At 67.0% G+C, this 15,703-nt stretch carries 12 protein-coding genes; 8 read left to right on the top strand and 4 right to left on the bottom strand.

The annotated features are described in order from the left end of the window. The first annotated feature begins 3 nt into the window (after window positions 1–3). Window positions 4–648, top strand: a complete 645-nt coding sequence (gene eda / locus VK682_RS17700) for a bifunctional 4-hydroxy-2-oxoglutarate aldolase/2-dehydro-3-deoxy-phosphogluconate aldolase (RefSeq protein WP_089844625.1) — start codon at window positions 4–6, stop codon at window positions 646–648. A gap of 92 nt (window positions 649–740) precedes the next feature. Here the strand turns inward: eda and VK682_RS17695 are convergent, their stop codons facing one another. Further along, a complete protein-coding gene (locus tag VK682_RS17695) occupies window positions 741–3,545 on the bottom strand; it encodes a [protein-PII] uridylyltransferase family protein (RefSeq protein ID WP_324782285.1) in 2,805 nt (934 codons plus the stop codon). A gap of 100 nt (window positions 3,546–3,645) precedes the next feature. Between VK682_RS17695 and VK682_RS17690 the strand changes: the two genes are divergently transcribed. From VK682_RS17690 to VK682_RS17675, 4 genes are all read left to right on the top strand, one after another. After that, window positions 3,646–4,152: a YbaK/EbsC family protein gene (locus VK682_RS17690; protein ID WP_230797537.1), complete on the top strand. Its 507-nt coding sequence runs from the start codon at window positions 3,646–3,648 to the stop codon at window positions 4,150–4,152. Between the two features lie 102 nt (window positions 4,153–4,254). Further along, window positions 4,255–4,689, top strand: coding sequence for a DUF2852 domain-containing protein (locus tag VK682_RS17685; RefSeq protein WP_089844140.1), 435 nt, complete (start codon window positions 4,255–4,257; stop codon window positions 4,687–4,689). Window positions 4,690–4,772: 83 nt separating this feature from the next. Continuing rightward, on the top strand, window positions 4,773–5,228 hold the full coding sequence (locus VK682_RS17680; RefSeq protein WP_089844142.1) for an RDD family protein: 456 nt from the start codon (window positions 4,773–4,775) through the stop codon (window positions 5,226–5,228). A 257-nt stretch (window positions 5,229–5,485) separates the two neighbouring features. Beyond that, window positions 5,486–6,298, top strand: coding sequence for an arginyltransferase (locus tag VK682_RS17675; protein ID WP_230797536.1), 813 nt, complete (start codon window positions 5,486–5,488; stop codon window positions 6,296–6,298). Window positions 6,299–6,544: 246 nt separating this feature from the next. Here VK682_RS17675 and VK682_RS17670 read toward each other — a convergent pair whose 3' ends face one another. From VK682_RS17670 to VK682_RS17660, 3 genes are all read right to left on the bottom strand, one after another. Continuing rightward, a complete protein-coding gene (locus tag VK682_RS17670) occupies window positions 6,545–8,899 on the bottom strand; it encodes a TRAP transporter large permease (protein ID WP_324782284.1) in 2,355 nt (784 codons plus the stop codon). 17 nt (window positions 8,900–8,916) lie between these two features. Then, window positions 8,917–9,846 (bottom strand): TRAP transporter small permease subunit, encoded by a 930-nt coding sequence (locus VK682_RS17665; protein WP_089844147.1) that lies wholly within the window; start codon window positions 9,844–9,846, stop codon window positions 8,917–8,919. Window positions 9,847–9,998: 152 nt separating this feature from the next. After that, on the bottom strand, window positions 9,999–11,084 hold the full coding sequence (locus tag VK682_RS17660; protein WP_230797535.1) for a TRAP transporter substrate-binding protein: 1,086 nt from the start codon (window positions 11,082–11,084) through the stop codon (window positions 9,999–10,001). A gap of 231 nt (window positions 11,085–11,315) precedes the next feature. Here VK682_RS17660 and VK682_RS17655 point away from each other — a divergent pair, with 231 nt between their 5' ends. The 3 genes from VK682_RS17655 to VK682_RS17645 all read left to right on the top strand — a co-directional run bounded on the left by VK682_RS17655 (window position 11,316) and on the right by VK682_RS17645 (window position 15,632). Beyond that, window positions 11,316–12,731 carry a cache domain-containing protein gene (locus VK682_RS17655; RefSeq protein WP_089844151.1) on the top strand — a complete coding sequence of 472 codons (1,416 nt, stop codon included), beginning with the start codon at window positions 11,316–11,318 and terminating at the stop codon, window positions 12,729–12,731. Next, on the top strand, window positions 12,728–13,372 hold the full coding sequence (locus tag VK682_RS17650; protein WP_230797534.1) for a response regulator transcription factor: 645 nt from the start codon (window positions 12,728–12,730) through the stop codon (window positions 13,370–13,372). The genes VK682_RS17655 and VK682_RS17650 overlap by 4 nt, the downstream gene beginning before the upstream one ends. A gap of 505 nt (window positions 13,373–13,877) precedes the next feature. Continuing rightward, window positions 13,878–15,632 carry an acetolactate synthase 3 large subunit gene (locus tag VK682_RS17645; protein WP_230797533.1) on the top strand — a complete coding sequence of 585 codons (1,755 nt, stop codon included), beginning with the start codon at window positions 13,878–13,880 and terminating at the stop codon, window positions 15,630–15,632. The last annotated feature ends 71 nt before the right edge of the window (window positions 15,633–15,703 follow it).

The following is a 15,703-nucleotide window of genomic DNA, read 5'->3' as shown; positions in this document are numbered from 1 at the left end:
ATGATGACCCCCGCTGACGCCAGCCGTTCCAACGAAGCCCTCTGCCGTATGGCCCCGGTGATCCCGGTGCTGGTGATCGAGGATGTGTCCTATGCCCGGCCTCTGGCCGAGGCGCTGGTCAAGGGCGGCCTGCCGGTGCTGGAGGTGACGCTGCGCACCCCGGCGGCGCTGGATGTGATCCGCGAGATGGCCAGCGTCGAAGGCGGCGTGGTTGGCGCGGGCACGCTGCTGACCCCCGAGGATGTCAGCGCCGCCATCGCGGCGGGCGCGCGCTTTGGCGTGTCGCCCGGTGCCACCGACCGGCTGCTGGACGCCTGCGAGGCGCAGGATCTGCCGCTGCTGGCGGGCGCGGCCACCGCCACCGAAAGCATGGCCCTGCTGGAGCGCGGCTATACCGTGCAGAAATTCTTTCCTGCCGAGGCCAATGGCGGCGTGCCCGCGCTGAAGGCCATCGGCGCGCCGATCCCGCAGGTGCGCTACTGCCCCACCGGCGGCGTCAGCATGAAGAATGCCCGCGACTATCTGGGGCTGAAGAACGTGCTCTGTGTCGGCGGCAGCTGGGTGGCCCCCGCCGACATGATGGCGGCAGGTGACTGGGCCGGGATCACCGCGCTTGCCGCCGAGGCCGCAGGGCTGGCGCGGGGCTGAGCCCCCGCTTTTTCGGAGGGGGCGGAGGGGGCGCTGCCCCCGCCCGCTGACGCGGGCCCCCCGGGATATTTGGGGCCGCTGGAAGCGCCGCCTCAGCTTTCGGGGCGCGGGGTTTCCGCGTTTCTGGTTTCGGGCGCGGGCAGCGCCGCGTCGATGATCGCGGCGGATTTGTCGGCCATCTCCGCGAGGCGCAGGCGCAGCGCGTCGGGGCTGTCGATGCCCGCGAGCCGGGTCAGGAAGGCGCAGCCGCCCGCGCCCAGATCCTCGGGATCAAGCGCGCCGTCGGCAATGAGCCGCGCGCCGATCTGCAGGCTCCAGAGCAGGCGGTGGGTGCTGGCGAGGTGATCGGCGCCTGCCCGGTCGAGCCAGCCCAAGCGCGCGGCGGCGGCAAGGCCGCGCGCGGTGCGGCGCGGCGCCTGCCCCGACAGCAGCGCCCCCGCCTGCGCCACCAGTTCGATGTCCTGCATCCGGCCCCGGCCCAGCTTCGGATCCCACGGATCGCCTGCGCCGCGCGCGGCAGCGATGCGGGCGCGCATCTGTGCCAGTTCCGCCAGCACCCGGTCGCGCGGCGGCGGGCTGCCCAGCAGGTCATGGCGCAGCGCCTCGACATCGGCGGCCAGATCGGCGGGGCCCGCCACCACCCGGGCGCGGGTCAGCGCCAGATGTTCCCAGACCCAGGCCTGTCCGCGCTGGTATTCGGTGAAAGCGGTGAGCGAGGTGGCCACCGGGCCCTGATTGCCCGAGGGGCGCAGGCGCATGTCCACCTCGTAAAGCCGCCCCTCGGCCATGGGGGCGGTCATGGCGGTGATCAGCGCCTGCGTGAGCCGCGCGTAGTAAGTGCGGGCGGGCAGCGGGCGGCGGCCTTCGGACGCCTCCACCCCCGCCGGATCGTAGATCACGATAAGGTCGAGATCGGAGCGCGCATGCAGCCGCCCCGCGCCAAGACTGCCCATGCCCAGCACCACGGCGCCCCGCCCCGGCGCAGCGCCATGTTTGGCGGCGAATTCCTGCTGCACCACCGGCAGCAGCGCCGCCAGCACCGCCTCGGCCAGATCGGCGTAATGCTGCGCCGCCTCCTCGGGGTCGGTAAGGCCGCGCAGCAGATGCACACCCGCGCGGAAATGCCATTCCTTGGCCCAGCGGCGCGCCATGTCGAGCTGGCGTTCGTAATCCGCCTCCCGCGCGAGGGTTTCGGCCAGATCGGCGCGCAGCGCCGCCACCCCCGGCCAGGGCGCAAAGAAATCGCCGCCGATCACCGCGTCGAAAACCGAGGCATGGCGGGCCAGATGCCGGGCCAGATCCGGCGAGGTCGACACGATGTCCACCAGCAGATCCACCAGCTGCGGATTGGCGTCGAAAAGCGAGAACAGCTGCACCCCGGCGGGCAGGCCCGCAAGAAAGCCGTCAAAGGCCTGCAGCGCCTCTTCGGGGCGGGCGGCACGGGCGAGACGGCTGAGGATTTCCGGGCGCAGCCGGGTGAAGATCTCCACCGCGCGCTGCGAGCGCAGCGCGGGATAGCTGGTCCAGCGCGCCACCAGCGGGCTGTCCTCCAGCATGTCGGGCACCTGCGCCTCGGCCCGGGCTTCGGGGGCGAAAAACCCCTCGGTCAGGGCATGTACTTCTTCGAGCCGCGCCGACAGATCCGCCTTCAGCTCGCGCAGGTCGCGCCCGGTCATGGCGGCAAGGCGGTGGAATCCCTCCTCGTTGACCGGCAGGGCATGGGTCTGCGCGTCCTGCACCATCTGCATGCGGTGTTCGATCTCGCGGTGAAAGCGGTAATGCCCGGTCAGCGTTTCGGCCACGTCGCCGGGCACCCAGCCTTTTTCGGCCAGCACCGCCAGCCCCGGCACCGTGCCGCGCACCCGCAGGTCGGGATCGCGCCCGCCCGCGATGATCTGCCGGGTCTGGGTGAAGAACTCGATCTCGCGGATCCCGCCCCGGCCCAGCTTCATGTTATGGCCGGGCAGCGTGATCGGCCCCGACAGTCCCTTGGCCTCGCGGTAGCGCAGGCGCATGTCATGGGCATCCTTGATGGCGGCAAAATCCAGATGCTTGCGCCAGACGAAGGGGCGCAGCACCTCCTGAAACCGCGCGCCCGCCTCCAGATCGCCGGCGCAGGGCCGCGCCTTGATCCATGCCGCGCGCTCCCACGCCCGGCCAAGGCTTTCGTAATACCGCTCCGCCCCCTCCATCGCCATGCAGACCGGGGATACGGCAGGATCGGGGCGCAGCCGCAGGTCGGTGCGGAACACATAGCCTTCGCCGGTGAGATCGCTGAGCGTGGCGGTCATCCGCCGCGTGGCCCGGATGAAGGCGGCGCGGGCCTCGTGGTAATCGTCGCGCTCGAACCGGCTTTCGTCAAACAGGCAGATCAGGTCGATGTCGGAGCTGTAGTTCAGCTCTCCGGCGCCCATCTTGCCCATGGCAAAGACCACCATGCCCGCCGCCTGCGGGATGTCCTCCGCCGTGGCGCCGGGCAGCTTGCCGCGCCGGATCTCGCGCCCGATGGCATCGCGCAGCGCCAGATCCACGGCCCGGTCGGCCAGCCGGGTCAGCGCGCCGGTCACCTGGTCCAGCGGCCAGATGCCGCCCAGATCGCAGAGCCCCGCCAGCAGCGCCACCCGGCGCTTGGCCTGCCGCAGCGGGCTGGCGGGATCACCGTCTTCGGGCAGCCCGTCCAGCGCGGCATCCAGCGCCGCCTCGGGTGCGGCAAGCGCCGCTTCCAGCCAGTCCGCCTCCTTGCGCAGCAGGCTCGCCAGATAGGGGCTGGAGCCGGTGGCGCCATGGATCAGGCGGGCGGTGTCGCCGTCGGCCCAAGGGGTGAGGGTCAGCGCCTCCTGCCCCAGATCGGGCTCGTGGGCGCGCGGCAGGCGGGTGATGCGGGGGTCAAGGCTCATGCCGCCACTTTGGCCATGTGCCGGGGAAATGTGCAATCCCGCAGCTTGCGCGGGCGGCGCGCGCGGGGCTATCCCGGGTCCGTCAACAGGGGGACCGGACATGAGCAAAAGCCTGAAACGGGTGCGCGCGGCGCTGGACGCGGCGGGGATCACGACAGAGATCCGCGAGGTGGGATCGTCCCGCACCGCGCAGGAGGCTGCCGACAGCGTCGGCTGCGCGCTGGACCAGATCGCCAAATCCATCATCTTCAGGGCCGAAACCAGCGGCGAGGCGGTGCTGTTCCTGACCGCAGGCGGCAACCGGGTCTGCGCCGAGCGGGCCTCGGCGCTGGCGGGCGAGCCTCTGGGCAAGGCCGATGCCGAACTGATCCGCGCCCAGACCGGCTTTGCCATCGGCGGCGTGTCGCCGGTGGGGCATCTGAGCCCGATCCGGGCATGGATCGACCCGCGCCTGCTGGAGTTTCCGGTGATCTGGGCGGCGGCGGGCACGCCCCGGCATCTGTTTGCGATGGACGCCCATCTGCTGCCCGGCCTCACCGGGGCGGTGCCTGCAGACTTCACCGAAGCCGCCGCCGAGCCCGAGGCCGAGCCCGAGGCAAAAATGTAAAAAACTTTTACATCGCCCCTTGATCCGGGCCGGGTGCATTCCGATCTTCCGTAATGTGAAAGACATTCACATAGATACCCGAACGAAAGGACACCAGACCCGATGACCGCCTCCGCGCCCTCTTACGCAACCCCCGCCAACCCCGGCTGGCTGCGCCGCGCCGAGGGCTGGCTCGACCAGCGGGGCAGACCCGCATGGATCGTCGCCATGATCCTTGGCTTCATCCTTTTCTGGCCGCTTGGCCTTGCCCTTCTTGGCTACATGATCTGGAGCAAACGCATGTTTGGAAAATCCTGCCGCACCCGCCGCACCTCCTCCTTCCAGCAGGGCTATGCCGCCCTGCGCCCCAGCGGCAACAGCGCCTTTGACGCCTACAAGGCCGACACGCTGCGCCGCCTCGAGGACGAGCAGAAAAGCTTCGAGGATTTCCTGCGCCGCCTGCGCGATGCCCGCGACAAGGCAGAGTTCGACCAGTTCATGGAAGACCGCAGCCGCAGCCCGCGCGACGTCAAGGAAGAGGACCGGGCCGAGGCCTGATCCCACCCCGGCCATGGCCCCGCGCGGGCCATGGCCGCCCCGCACGCCCTCCCCCCTCCCGAAAAGGCCGGAGCCACAGAGAGATGTATTTCGACCAGACCCATTCCCAGCTTCCCGATCCTGTGCGCCAGCGGGAATTCTACGACAGTGTGGCGCTGAAACGCGGCCTCGCCTGGCTGATCGACACGGTGATCGTGGCGGGGCTGGTGCTGGTGGCGCTGGTCTTCACCGCCTTTCTGGGGCTGTTCGTGTTCTTCGCGCTGTGGCTGGTGATCAGCTTCGGCTACCGCGTGGCCACCATCGCCAGCGGCTCCGCCACTTGGGGCATGCGGCTGATGGCCATCGAGTTGCGCGACTGGCGCGGCCAGCGGCTTGGCGCCGGACAGGCGCTGCTGCATACGCTGGGCTATACGCTGTCGGTGTCGATGGCACCGCTGCAGGTGGTCTCCATCGTCTGCATGCTGGCCACCGAACGGGGTCAGGGCCTGACCGATCTGGCGCTTGGCACCGCGGCGCTGAACCGCCGCGCACTTGACTGAGGCGCCGAACCGCCGCGCACTTGACTGAGGCGCTCAACCGCCGCGCACTGGACTAAGGCGCTCAACCGCCGCGCACTGGACTAAGGCGCTGAACCGCCGCGCACTGGACTGAGGCGCTGAACCGCCGCGCCGGACGGCTGGCGCAGAACCACCCGGACAAAAGCTGCGACCAAAGACCCGCCCCCCGCCCGCTGCGGGGGGCTTGGCGGAGCGGGCTTTCATTGTTACGTTTTGACGAAACAGCCCACGGGTCACAAATGCGCCATTCGTTGCCCCTCGCGCCGCAGTTCTATGTGACGGCGCCGCAACCCTGTCCCTACCTGCCCGGCCGGATGGAGCGGAAGCTCTTCACCGCCCTGCAGGGAGACTATGCCGAAAAGCTGAATGACAGCCTGTCGCGGCAGGGCTTCCGCCGGTCGCAGAACGTGCTCTACCGGCCCTCCTGTTCGGAATGCAACGCCTGCCTGTCGGCCCGGATCGACGTGGCGCGCTTTGCGCCCAGCAAAAGCCAGCGCCGCTCGCTGCGCCGCAACGATCACCTGAGCCGCCGCGCCTCCAGCCCTTGGGCGACCGAGGACCAGTTCGCGCTGTTCCGCCGCTATCTGGACGCGCGCCACGCCGATGGCGGCATGGCCGACATGGACATCTTCGAATTCGCCGCCATGATCGAAGAAACGCCGATCCGCTCGCGCGTGGTGGAATATACCGACCGCAGCAGCGGCGATCTGGCCGCCGTCTGCCTGACCGACGTGCTGGAGGATGGCGTCTCCATGGTCTATTCCTTCTACGATCCCGACCTGCCGAAACAGGGTCTGGGCACATGGATGATCCTCGATCACGTCGAGATCGCGCGCGAGGCGGGCCTGCCTTATGTCTATCTGGGCTACTGGGTGCCCGGGTCGCCCAAGATGGGCTACAAGGCGCAGTTTTCCGGGCTGGAACTCTATCGCAGGGGCCGCTGGGAACGCATGCGCGATCCCTCCGCCTATGCCGCCGACATGCACCCGCTTTCCACCGATCCCATCGCGGAACAGGTCGCCAATATCTCGCTGCCCGACAGCCGCAGCTGAGCACCGCGCCCTTTTCTGAAAAATCCGTGCCAGCGCCGCCGTCCGGCCTGCCTCCGGCGGGAGTTTGTCTGGCAAGATGAAGCCAGCAGGCCCTCTGCGGTTTCAGACCTTTCATCTTGCCCGGTAAACTCCGGGGGGAGGCCGCGCGGCACGCGCGGGCGGGGGGCAGCGCCCCCCTCTGCCTCAACAACAGGAAAGCCGCCGGGACAGGGCCCCGGCGGCTGGAGGTCAGACAGGTGCCGCGGCTCAGTTCGGGATCAGATCCGGCACGATGGTCACGATGCCGGGCGCGAACCACAGCAGCGCCAGCCCCGCCAGCTGGATCAGCACGAAGGGCACCACGCCGCGATAGATATGCCCGGTGGTGACCGAGGCGGGCGCCACGCCGCGCAGGTAGAACAGCGCGAAGCCGAAGGGCGGCGTCAGGAACGAGGTCTGCAGGTTGACCGCGATCATGATCGTCACCCATTTGGGATCGAAGCTGCCGCCATAGATCACCGGCCCGACGATGGGCACGACGATGTAGATGATCTCGAGGAAATCCAGCACGAAGCCCAGCACGAAGAGCACCAGCATCACGATCAGGAAGACCTTGTGCTCGTCATCGAAGCTGCGCAGGAAATCCTGGATGTAATGCTCGCCGCCGAAGGAGATCACCACGAGGTTCAGCAGCTGCGAGGCCACGAGGATGGTGAAGACCATCGAGGTGACCTTGGCGGTCTCGCGCACCGCAGGCGCCAGAACCCCCTGTTTCAGCAGCACCCAGCAGCCGAAGAGCAGGCCGAAGATGGCGTAGAGATAGGCGCCATAGGCCAGCAGGAAGGCGATCCACGTCTCCACGCCCGCGCCTTCGGCATTCACCCGCAGGTCGAAATTCACGCCGAGCAGGATCATCACGATCAGCGCGAAGGTCGACATCAGGATGATGCCCGGCGAGCGGTCCATCTCGCCCAGCTTGCGCCATGCGGCCAGCATGATGGCGCCCGCCGCCCCCAGTGCCGCAGCGGGCGTGGGGTTGGTGATGCCGCCAAGGATCGAGCCCAGCACCGCCACGATCAGCACCAGCGGCGGGAAGACCACGCGGATGATCTCGTTCTGCGCCAGCCGCTGCGCCGCGGCCTTGCAGCCCCAGAACGCCACGGCCCAGGGCAGCAGCATCAGCAGCACCGTGACCCCCGGCGAGGTGTCGGGCCGGATGAACAGGATGTCCATCAGCAGACCCGCCACCACGCCGCCCGCGCCCACCACCAGCGGCATCGGATCGGAGGAGGGAGACACGCCCCGCGCCAGCGCCAGCACCAGCGCGAACATCACCGCGATGATGGCGATGCCGGTGCCGATGGGGGCGGCATTGGCGATCTTGTCGGCCAGCGCCTGCACCCGCTCTTCGGGGCTCAGACGGTGGCTCTGTTCCACGCCGCCTGCGGCGTCGATGGCGGTCTGCTGGGCCACGGCCTCGTCCCAGGCCTCCTGCCCGTGCAGGTCGATCATCGAGGCCTGACATTCCGGGCCCACATTGGTGCGCAGGCTGGCCATCTGGCCGCTTGCCGAGAAGCTGTCGATCTGGGTCGACTGCGAGCCGATGACGCCGACCTGACCCAGCGCCAGCGCGCCCACCACGATCAGCGCGGGCACGCCCAGATACCAGGTCAGCGCCTCGCCGCGGGTGACGGGTTCGGACATGGCGCCGCCCAGCTGCACCGGCGGTGCCGCTTCGGGGCGCAGCAGCGCGAAGCCGAAGGCATAGGCGGCGTAAAGCACCGCCAGCAGGATGCCCGGCAGCATCGCCGCCTGAAAGAGCGTGCCCACCGACACCACGGCAGGTTCGCCCAGCAGGGTCAGCGCATCGGTGCAGCCCGCAAGCTGCGCCCGGCTTTCCTGTGCAGAGGAATAGAGATCCCCCGCCAGCGTGCCCAGAAGCACGATCACGATGGAGGGCGGAATGATCTGCCCCAGCGTGCCCGAGGCGGCGATGACCCCGGTGGCCAGTTCCGGCGAATAGTTATTGCGCAGCATGGTGGGCAGCGCCAGCAGCCCCATGGTGACCACAGTCGCGCCGACGATGCCGGTGGAGGCGGCAAGGAAGGCCCCCACCACCACGATGGACACCGCAAGGCCGCCGGGCAGCGGGCCGAACACCCGCGCCATGGTGGTCAGCAGGTCATTGGCGATCTTGGAGCGTTCCAGCACGATGCCCATCATCACGAACATCAGCACCGCCAGCAGCGTCTCGATGCTCTGGCCCGCGATGACGCGTTCGTTGATGCGGTTGACGATGAAGGCGAGGTTGCGGTCCATCGCCACTTCCCAGCCGCGTTCAAAGACCGGCATGCCGATCCGCGGCAGGTCCGGATTGCGGAAGATGGATATGGCATCCTCGCGCACGCCGGTGGCCACCAGCGCGCGATAGGCGTCCGACCCGGTGTCGATCGCCTGATGAATGAGCAGCCCGGCGGAATCGAGCGCCGCGATGATCCCGAAGGAGATCACCCCGGCGCCGCCGATGGCGAAGGCCACCGGAAAACCCGACAGGATCGCGGCAAAAAGCGTGAGGAAGACGATGATCAGCCCGATCTCGACGCCATCAAGTCCGAATAACATGGTTCTGTCCCGTCCCCTCAGAATTCCGCGTGATCGTAGGCGTCTTCGCCCTGCTCGATCCGGTCATGGTCGTGATATTTGCCCTCGCTCTCTTCGCCCTCGCGCCATTCCAGATAGGAGCGCCAGAAGAAGGTCACGCCCTGCAGGAAGATCATCGCGCACATGAGCACGATCAGGATCTTGAACAGGAAATAGCCGGTGAAGCCGTTGGGGCTGAAGCCGATGGTCTCGACGTTCCAGCGCAGCGCGCGCGCCTTGTTCAGCAGCCGGTCAAGGTTTTCGGAGGCCGAGGGGTTGGGCACGATCAGGTGCCGCCACAGGAAGAACCACGCGTAAAGCCATGTCAGCACCGCCATGGGCAGCATGAAGATAACCGAGCCCACCATGTCGATCACCTTTTTGGTGCGGTAGGAGGCGGGGGAATAAAGAAGATCCACCCGCACATGCCCGCCCTGCACGAAGGTATAGGCGAGGCAGAAGACCACGATCATCGCGTTGTAAAGCTTCAGCTCTTCCGACCACCAGCTGATGTCGAGGCTCAGCGTCAGCCCCAGCCCGAAGGACATGTCGGGCCGGGCAAAGATGCGCTGGGTGAAGACGATCAGCACCTGCTGCAGCACCATGATCAGCCCGGCCCAGGCGAAGAAGCGGCCCAGCCCGTTGGAAAAGCCCTCCAGCCCGCGCACCAGCCCCCAGAGGATGGAATGCCGCCACATGCCCAGCGCCGTCAGGATCAGCACCGTGGTCAGGATGACATACAGCAGCTCCACCGAGGCGCCGTAATAGACGAAGCGCATGATCGATTCGCTGTTGCTCCAGTCCAGCCACAGCCCCGGATGCGTGATCGCATAGCCGAGATTGTAGAAGGACATCGCGATATTCTGCACGAAGGCAAGCAATCCGCCGCCCAGAACGCCCAGAAGACCGGATGTGCCGTTTTCCTCCATGGTCCCGCCGCCTTTTGTTGAGGTCCGAATTGAAAGATGCACGATACGGCACGGCCCCTGCGGCGGACCGCAGGGACCGCCGCACAGACGCGCGTCCGACCGTTGGGGAAGCCCCGCGCGCGGCGCGGCCTCCCGGTGTCAGAGGATGCGGATCAGAGCCCCATCACGCGGTTGCGCTGCGCCGAGAAAGTGCCTTCGGAGCGCGCGATCCACGTGGCCGACGAGGCGAGCGAGGCCATGTAGCTGTCATAGCAGCGCTTGTAGAGCTCGTCGCCCATGGGCTCTGCGGTGACTTCCTTGGAGGCGGTGCCGAAGGCGTCCCAGACCTCGTCGGGGAATTCCATCAGACGCACGCCGCCCGACTGCAGCCGCTGCAGCGCCGAGGAGTTGTTGGCCATGAACAGCGACATCGTCCAGATGTTGGAGGCGCGCGTCACCTGCTCGACGATCTTCTGCTGGACCGGGGTCAGGCTATCATAAACGTCGAGGTTCATGGTCAGGTTCAGGTTCGGCCCCGGCTCGTGGAAGCCGCCGGTGTAATAGATCTTGGTGATTTCCTGGAAACCGGCCTTTTCATCGGCCCAGGGTCCGATCCATTCGGTGCCGTCGATGGCCCCCGAGGACAGCGCCTGATAGACCTCGCCGCCGGGCAGGTTCTGCACCGAGGCGCCGAGCTTGCCCATCACCTGACCGCCCTGCCCCGGCATCCGGAACTTCAGGCCCTCGAAATCGGCGGCGGAGTTGATCTCCTTGGCGAACCAGCCGCCGGACTGCGGGCCGGTATTGCCTGCCGACATCGCCTTCAGCCCGAAAATGGAATAAAGCTCGTCCGACAGTTCCTGACCGCCCTCGTGGTTGATCCAGTTGGCATATTCCATGAAGTTCATGCCAAAGGGCATCTGGCTGAAGAAGCTCAGCGCCGGATGCTGGCCGAGGAAGTAGTAATCCACCCCGTGATACATGTCCGCCTGCCCGGAGGAGACGGCGTCGAACACCTCGAAGGCGCCCACAAGCTCGCCTGCGGCCTTCAGATCGACGGTGATCTGGCCATCGGTGGCGGCGGTGATCTGGTCGGCGCAGTACTGCGCGCTGTCATGCACCCCGGCAAGGCCCCGGGCCCATGTGGTGACCAGCGTCAGCGTGCGGCGGCCCTGCGCATAGGCGGGGGCTGCAAGCGCCGAGGCGGCAGCGGCAGCGCCGCCCGCAGTGGTGGCGCGCAAAAAGGAACGACGGTCCATGAATTTCCTCCCATAGAAGACAGCGCGGTCCCTCTCCTCGGAGACCGTCGCGGATCGATAGCAGCGTCAGACTAAGCCAGGGCGCGGGCAGAGCGGAATACCCAGTGCTACGGAGAGAGGCGGAAAAAAACCGCCTCTGACGCAGCGGCACTCTTGATCCTGTGCCCCGGCTTCCCATGGGACGCGCATTTCCGCTTGGCGCATGCGGGGGATTGGCCTTACCTGCCTCCCATGCGCGCCCTGCTCCAGACCCTCCGGCTCAGCTACGGGCAGAAACTCTTTCTGCTGGCCTCCGTGCCGCTGGTGCTGGCGGGCGCGGCCATCGCGCTGCTGGTCGCGCATCATGCCCGGATGCTGGCCGAACGCGAGATCCAGACGCTGGAGACGCAGCTTCTGGACACCAAGATGCAGGAGCTGCGCAATTATGTCACGCAGGCGCGCAACGGCTTCTATTTCATCTATGGCGGGGCCGCCCCCGATGACGAGACCGCCAAGATCAAGGTCGCCCAGATCCTTGCCGCGATGATCTATGGCGAGGACGGGTCGTTCTTCGTCTATGATTACGACGGCACCAACCTTGTCTCGCCACGCCGGACGGATCTGATCGGGCGCAACTGGCAGGATCTCACCGACAGCGAAGGCACCCCCATCGTTGGGCCGCTGATCGAGATTGCCCGGCAGGGCTCGGGCTATCATTCCTATCTCTGGCCCAAACCCTCCACCGGCGAGGAGGCGCGCATGGTCTCCTTCGTCATGGGCTTTCAGGACTGGCAATGGGCGGTGGGCACCGGCGTCTTCATCGATGACGTGCTGGCCACCGTCGCCGCCTCCCGCGCCGAGGTGGAGGCGCGGGTGCGCCGCACCTTCGTCTATATCGGCGCCATCACGCTTTGCGCGCTGCTGGCGGTGTTCCTGTCGGGCATCGCCATGAACCTGCGCGAAAGACGGCTCGCCGATGCCAAGCTCAAGGAACTGACCCAGCGCGTCTTTGACGCGCAGGAGGCCGAGCGGGGCCGGGTGGCGCGCGAACTGCATGACGGCATCAGCCAGATCCTCGTGGGCGTGAAATACGCGCTCGACATCACCCGGCGCAGGCTGGCCCAGCAGGATCCCCGCGCCATGGACGCGCTGGACCGCGGCCACAGCGCCCTGACCGGCGCCATTCAGGAGGTGCGCCGCATCAGCCGCGACCTGCGCCCCGGCGTGCTGGACGATCTGGGGCTTGGCCCGGCGCTGAAGGCGCTGACCGACGATTTCCACGCCCGCACCGGCATCGACACCCGCTTCGACACGGTGGTGTTCCGCAACCGCATCGATCAGGAAAGCCGCATCGCGCTTTACCGCATCGCGCAGGAGGCGCTGACCAATGTGGAGCGCCATTCCGGCGCCACCCGGGTCGACATCGACCTGCGCAGCCACCGCAAGGGGGCGACGCTGCGGGTGGCCGACAATGGCTGCGGGCTCGATCCCGACCGCCGTGCGGGCCATGCCGGCATCGGCCTGCGCAACATGCAGGAACGCATGGACCAGCTTGGCGGCACGCTGCGCATCTTGTCCTCCAGATCCGGCACCGCTATCGAGGCGCAGATCCCGCTCTCGCACCTGCTGCCCCCCGAAGAAAGCCCCCAGCCAAAGGCCCGCGCATGACCTTCCAGACCCGCGTCGTTGTTGTGGATGATCACCCGCTGGTGGCCGAAGGGATCGAGGCGATCCTCGAAAGCTACGACGACATCCAGGTTCTGGCCACGCTCTCCTCCGGCCAGCAGATGATCGACCGGCTGGACGATCTGGCCCCCGACGTGATCCTGATGGATCTCAACATGCCCGGGCTCAACGGGCTGTCGGCCACCGAGATGATCCTTGAACGCCGCCCGCAGACCCGCGTGCTGATGCTGTCGATGCATGACACTCCGGAATACATCTCCACCGCGCTTGGCCATGGCGCCATGGGCTATGTGCTGAAAGACGTGCCCACCGAAGAGATCAAGCGCGCCATCGACACTGTCATGGGCGGCGAGCGCTATCTCTGCACCGGCGCCGAAGGCGCGCTGGCGCCGATCCTCGCCGGCGGGCGCGAACAGCTGACCAACCGCGAACAGACCATCCTGCTGCAGCTGGCGCAGGGCAGGTCCAACAAGGAAGTGGCGCTGGTGCTCGACATCTCGGTTCGCACGGTCGAGACGCATCGCAAGAACATCAAGCGCAAGCTGGGCATCAGCTCCACCGCTGGCCTCACCCGCTACGCGCTGGAACATGGCGTGCTGCAGGGCACCGGCGTCAACAGCTGAGCCGCAGCCCTTTCCATCGGCTGCAAATATCCCGGGGGAAGCCGCGCGCCCCGCGCGGTTGGGGGCAGAGCCCCCGCCTGTCCTGCCCTCCCCCCGTCACGCAGGGGCAGGAGCCTCCTCCCCCGGCCTGCTGCGCCTGCGGGATTGCGCGCGCAGCGCCGCCTTTGTCACCCCTGACGGCACTTTCCGGCCCCGCCTGCACCGTCCTTGCGCGCCAGAATGCCGTAAGTTTCAAAAATCTCGAGGCTTGCGCAAGAAACGGAAAGAAAATGCCCCATCCGCGCAGCTTTTCCGTCTCTTTCCCGGTTGACGCCCCCGACGGGCTTGCCTATGGTCCCGGCCACGCACAAGGAGTCCATACGGATGCTACGGGTAATTCTCATTGTAGGCGATTGGCGCATGGGCCGGTAAACGGAACCTTGAGGATCCCCCCATGCGCCCCCGACCGTCTCGGGGGCTTTTTTATGCGCAGATGACTGGAATGACGTCAGGAACGGAGACCGCGATGACACGTCAGATGACCGGAGCGAAAATGGTGGTTCAGGCCCTGAAGGATCAGGGTGTGGACACGGTATTCGGCTATCCCGGGGGCGCGGTGCTGCCGATCTATGACGAGATCTTTCAGCAGAACGACATCCGCCACATTCTCGTGCGCCATGAACAGGCCGCGATCCATGCCGCCGAAGGCTATGCCCGCTCCACCGGCAAGCCCGGCGTGGCGCTGGTCACCTCCGGCCCCGGCGCCACCAATGCCGTCACCGGCCTGACCGACGCGCTGATGGATTCGATCCCGCTGGTGGTGCTGTCGGGTCAGGTGCCGACCTTCATGATCGGCTCCGACGCCTTTCAGGAGGCCGACACGGTGGGCATCACCCGCCCCTGCACCAAGCATAACTGGCTGGTGCGGGACACCGTCAAGCTGTCCTCGGTGATCCATCAGGCCTTTCACGTCGCCACCTCGGGCCGCCCCGGTCCGGTGCTGGTCGACATCCCCAAGGACGTGCAGTTCGCCAGCGCCGATTACACGCCGAAGCCGCAGGCCCCCATCGGCCATTACCGCCCGCAGGTGAAGGGCGACATGGAGACCATCACCCAGCTTGTCGAGGCGATCGAGACGGCAGAACGTCCGGTCTTCTACACCGGGGGCGGCGTGATCAATTCCGGCCCCGGCGCCAGCCAGCTGCTGCGCGAACTGGTGGAGGCCACGGGCTTTCCCATCACCTCCACCCTGATGGGGCTGGGCGCCTATCCCGCCTCCGGCCGGGCCTGGCTGGGCATGCTTGGCATGCACGGGCTTTACGAGGCCAATCTGGCGATGCATGGCTGCGATCTGATGATCAACCTCGGCGCGCGGTTCGACGACCGCATCACCGGGCGGATCGACGCCTTCTCGCCGCGCTCGAAAAAGGCCCATGTGGACATCGACCCCTCCTCGATCAACAAGGTGATCAAGGCGGACATGCCCATCGTCGGCGACATCGCCCATGTGCTGGAAGACGTGCTGAAAATCTGGAAGGCACGCGGGCGCCGCGTCAACCGCGAGGCGCTGGCGCGCTGGTGGCAGCAGATCGAGGAATGGCGGAAGGTCAAATGCCTGACCTACAAACCCTCCGAGACCACCATTAAGCCGCAATACGCGCTGCAGCGGCTCGAGGCCCTGACCAAGGACCGCGACCGTTACATCTGCACCGAGGTCGGCCAGCACCAGATGTGGGCGGCGCAGTTCCTTGGCTTCGAGGATCCGAACCGCTGGATGACCTCCGGCGGGCTCGGGACCATGGGCTATGGTTTCCCCGCCTCCATCGGCGTGCAGGTGGCGCATCCGCAGGCGCTGGTCATCAACGTGGCGGGTGAGGCAAGCTGGCTGATGAACATGCAGGAAATGGGCACGGCCATGCAGTTCCGCCTGCCGGTCAAGCAGTTCATTCTCAACAATGAACGCCTGGGCATGGTGCGCCAGTGGCAGCAGCTTCTGCATGGCGAGCGCTATTCGCAGAGTTGGTCCGAAGCGCTGCCCGATTTTGTCAAGCTGGCCGAAGCCTTTGGCGCCAAGGGCATCCAATGCGCCGATCCTGCCGATCTGGATGACGCGATCATGGAAATGCTGGCCTATGACGGTCCGGTCATCTTCGACTGTCTGGTGGAAAAGCACGAGAACTGCTTCCCGATGATCCCGTCAGGCGAGCCGCATAACAAGATGCTTCTGGGCGATGCCAAGGCCACCAATGCGATCGCGGGCAAGGGTGCGGTGATGGTCTGACCCCTGTCCCCAGCGAGAATTTTCGGACGAAAATTCTCGCGCCCCCCCCTGCCCCCCGCGAGAATTTTCGG

This window comes from Salipiger marinus, assembly GCF_035481585.1.
Lineage (GTDB): Bacteria > Pseudomonadota > Alphaproteobacteria > Rhodobacterales > Rhodobacteraceae > Salipiger > Salipiger marinus.
The sequence above is the reverse complement of the archived record's forward strand: the minus strand, read 5'-3'. Positions and strand labels throughout refer to the sequence as shown.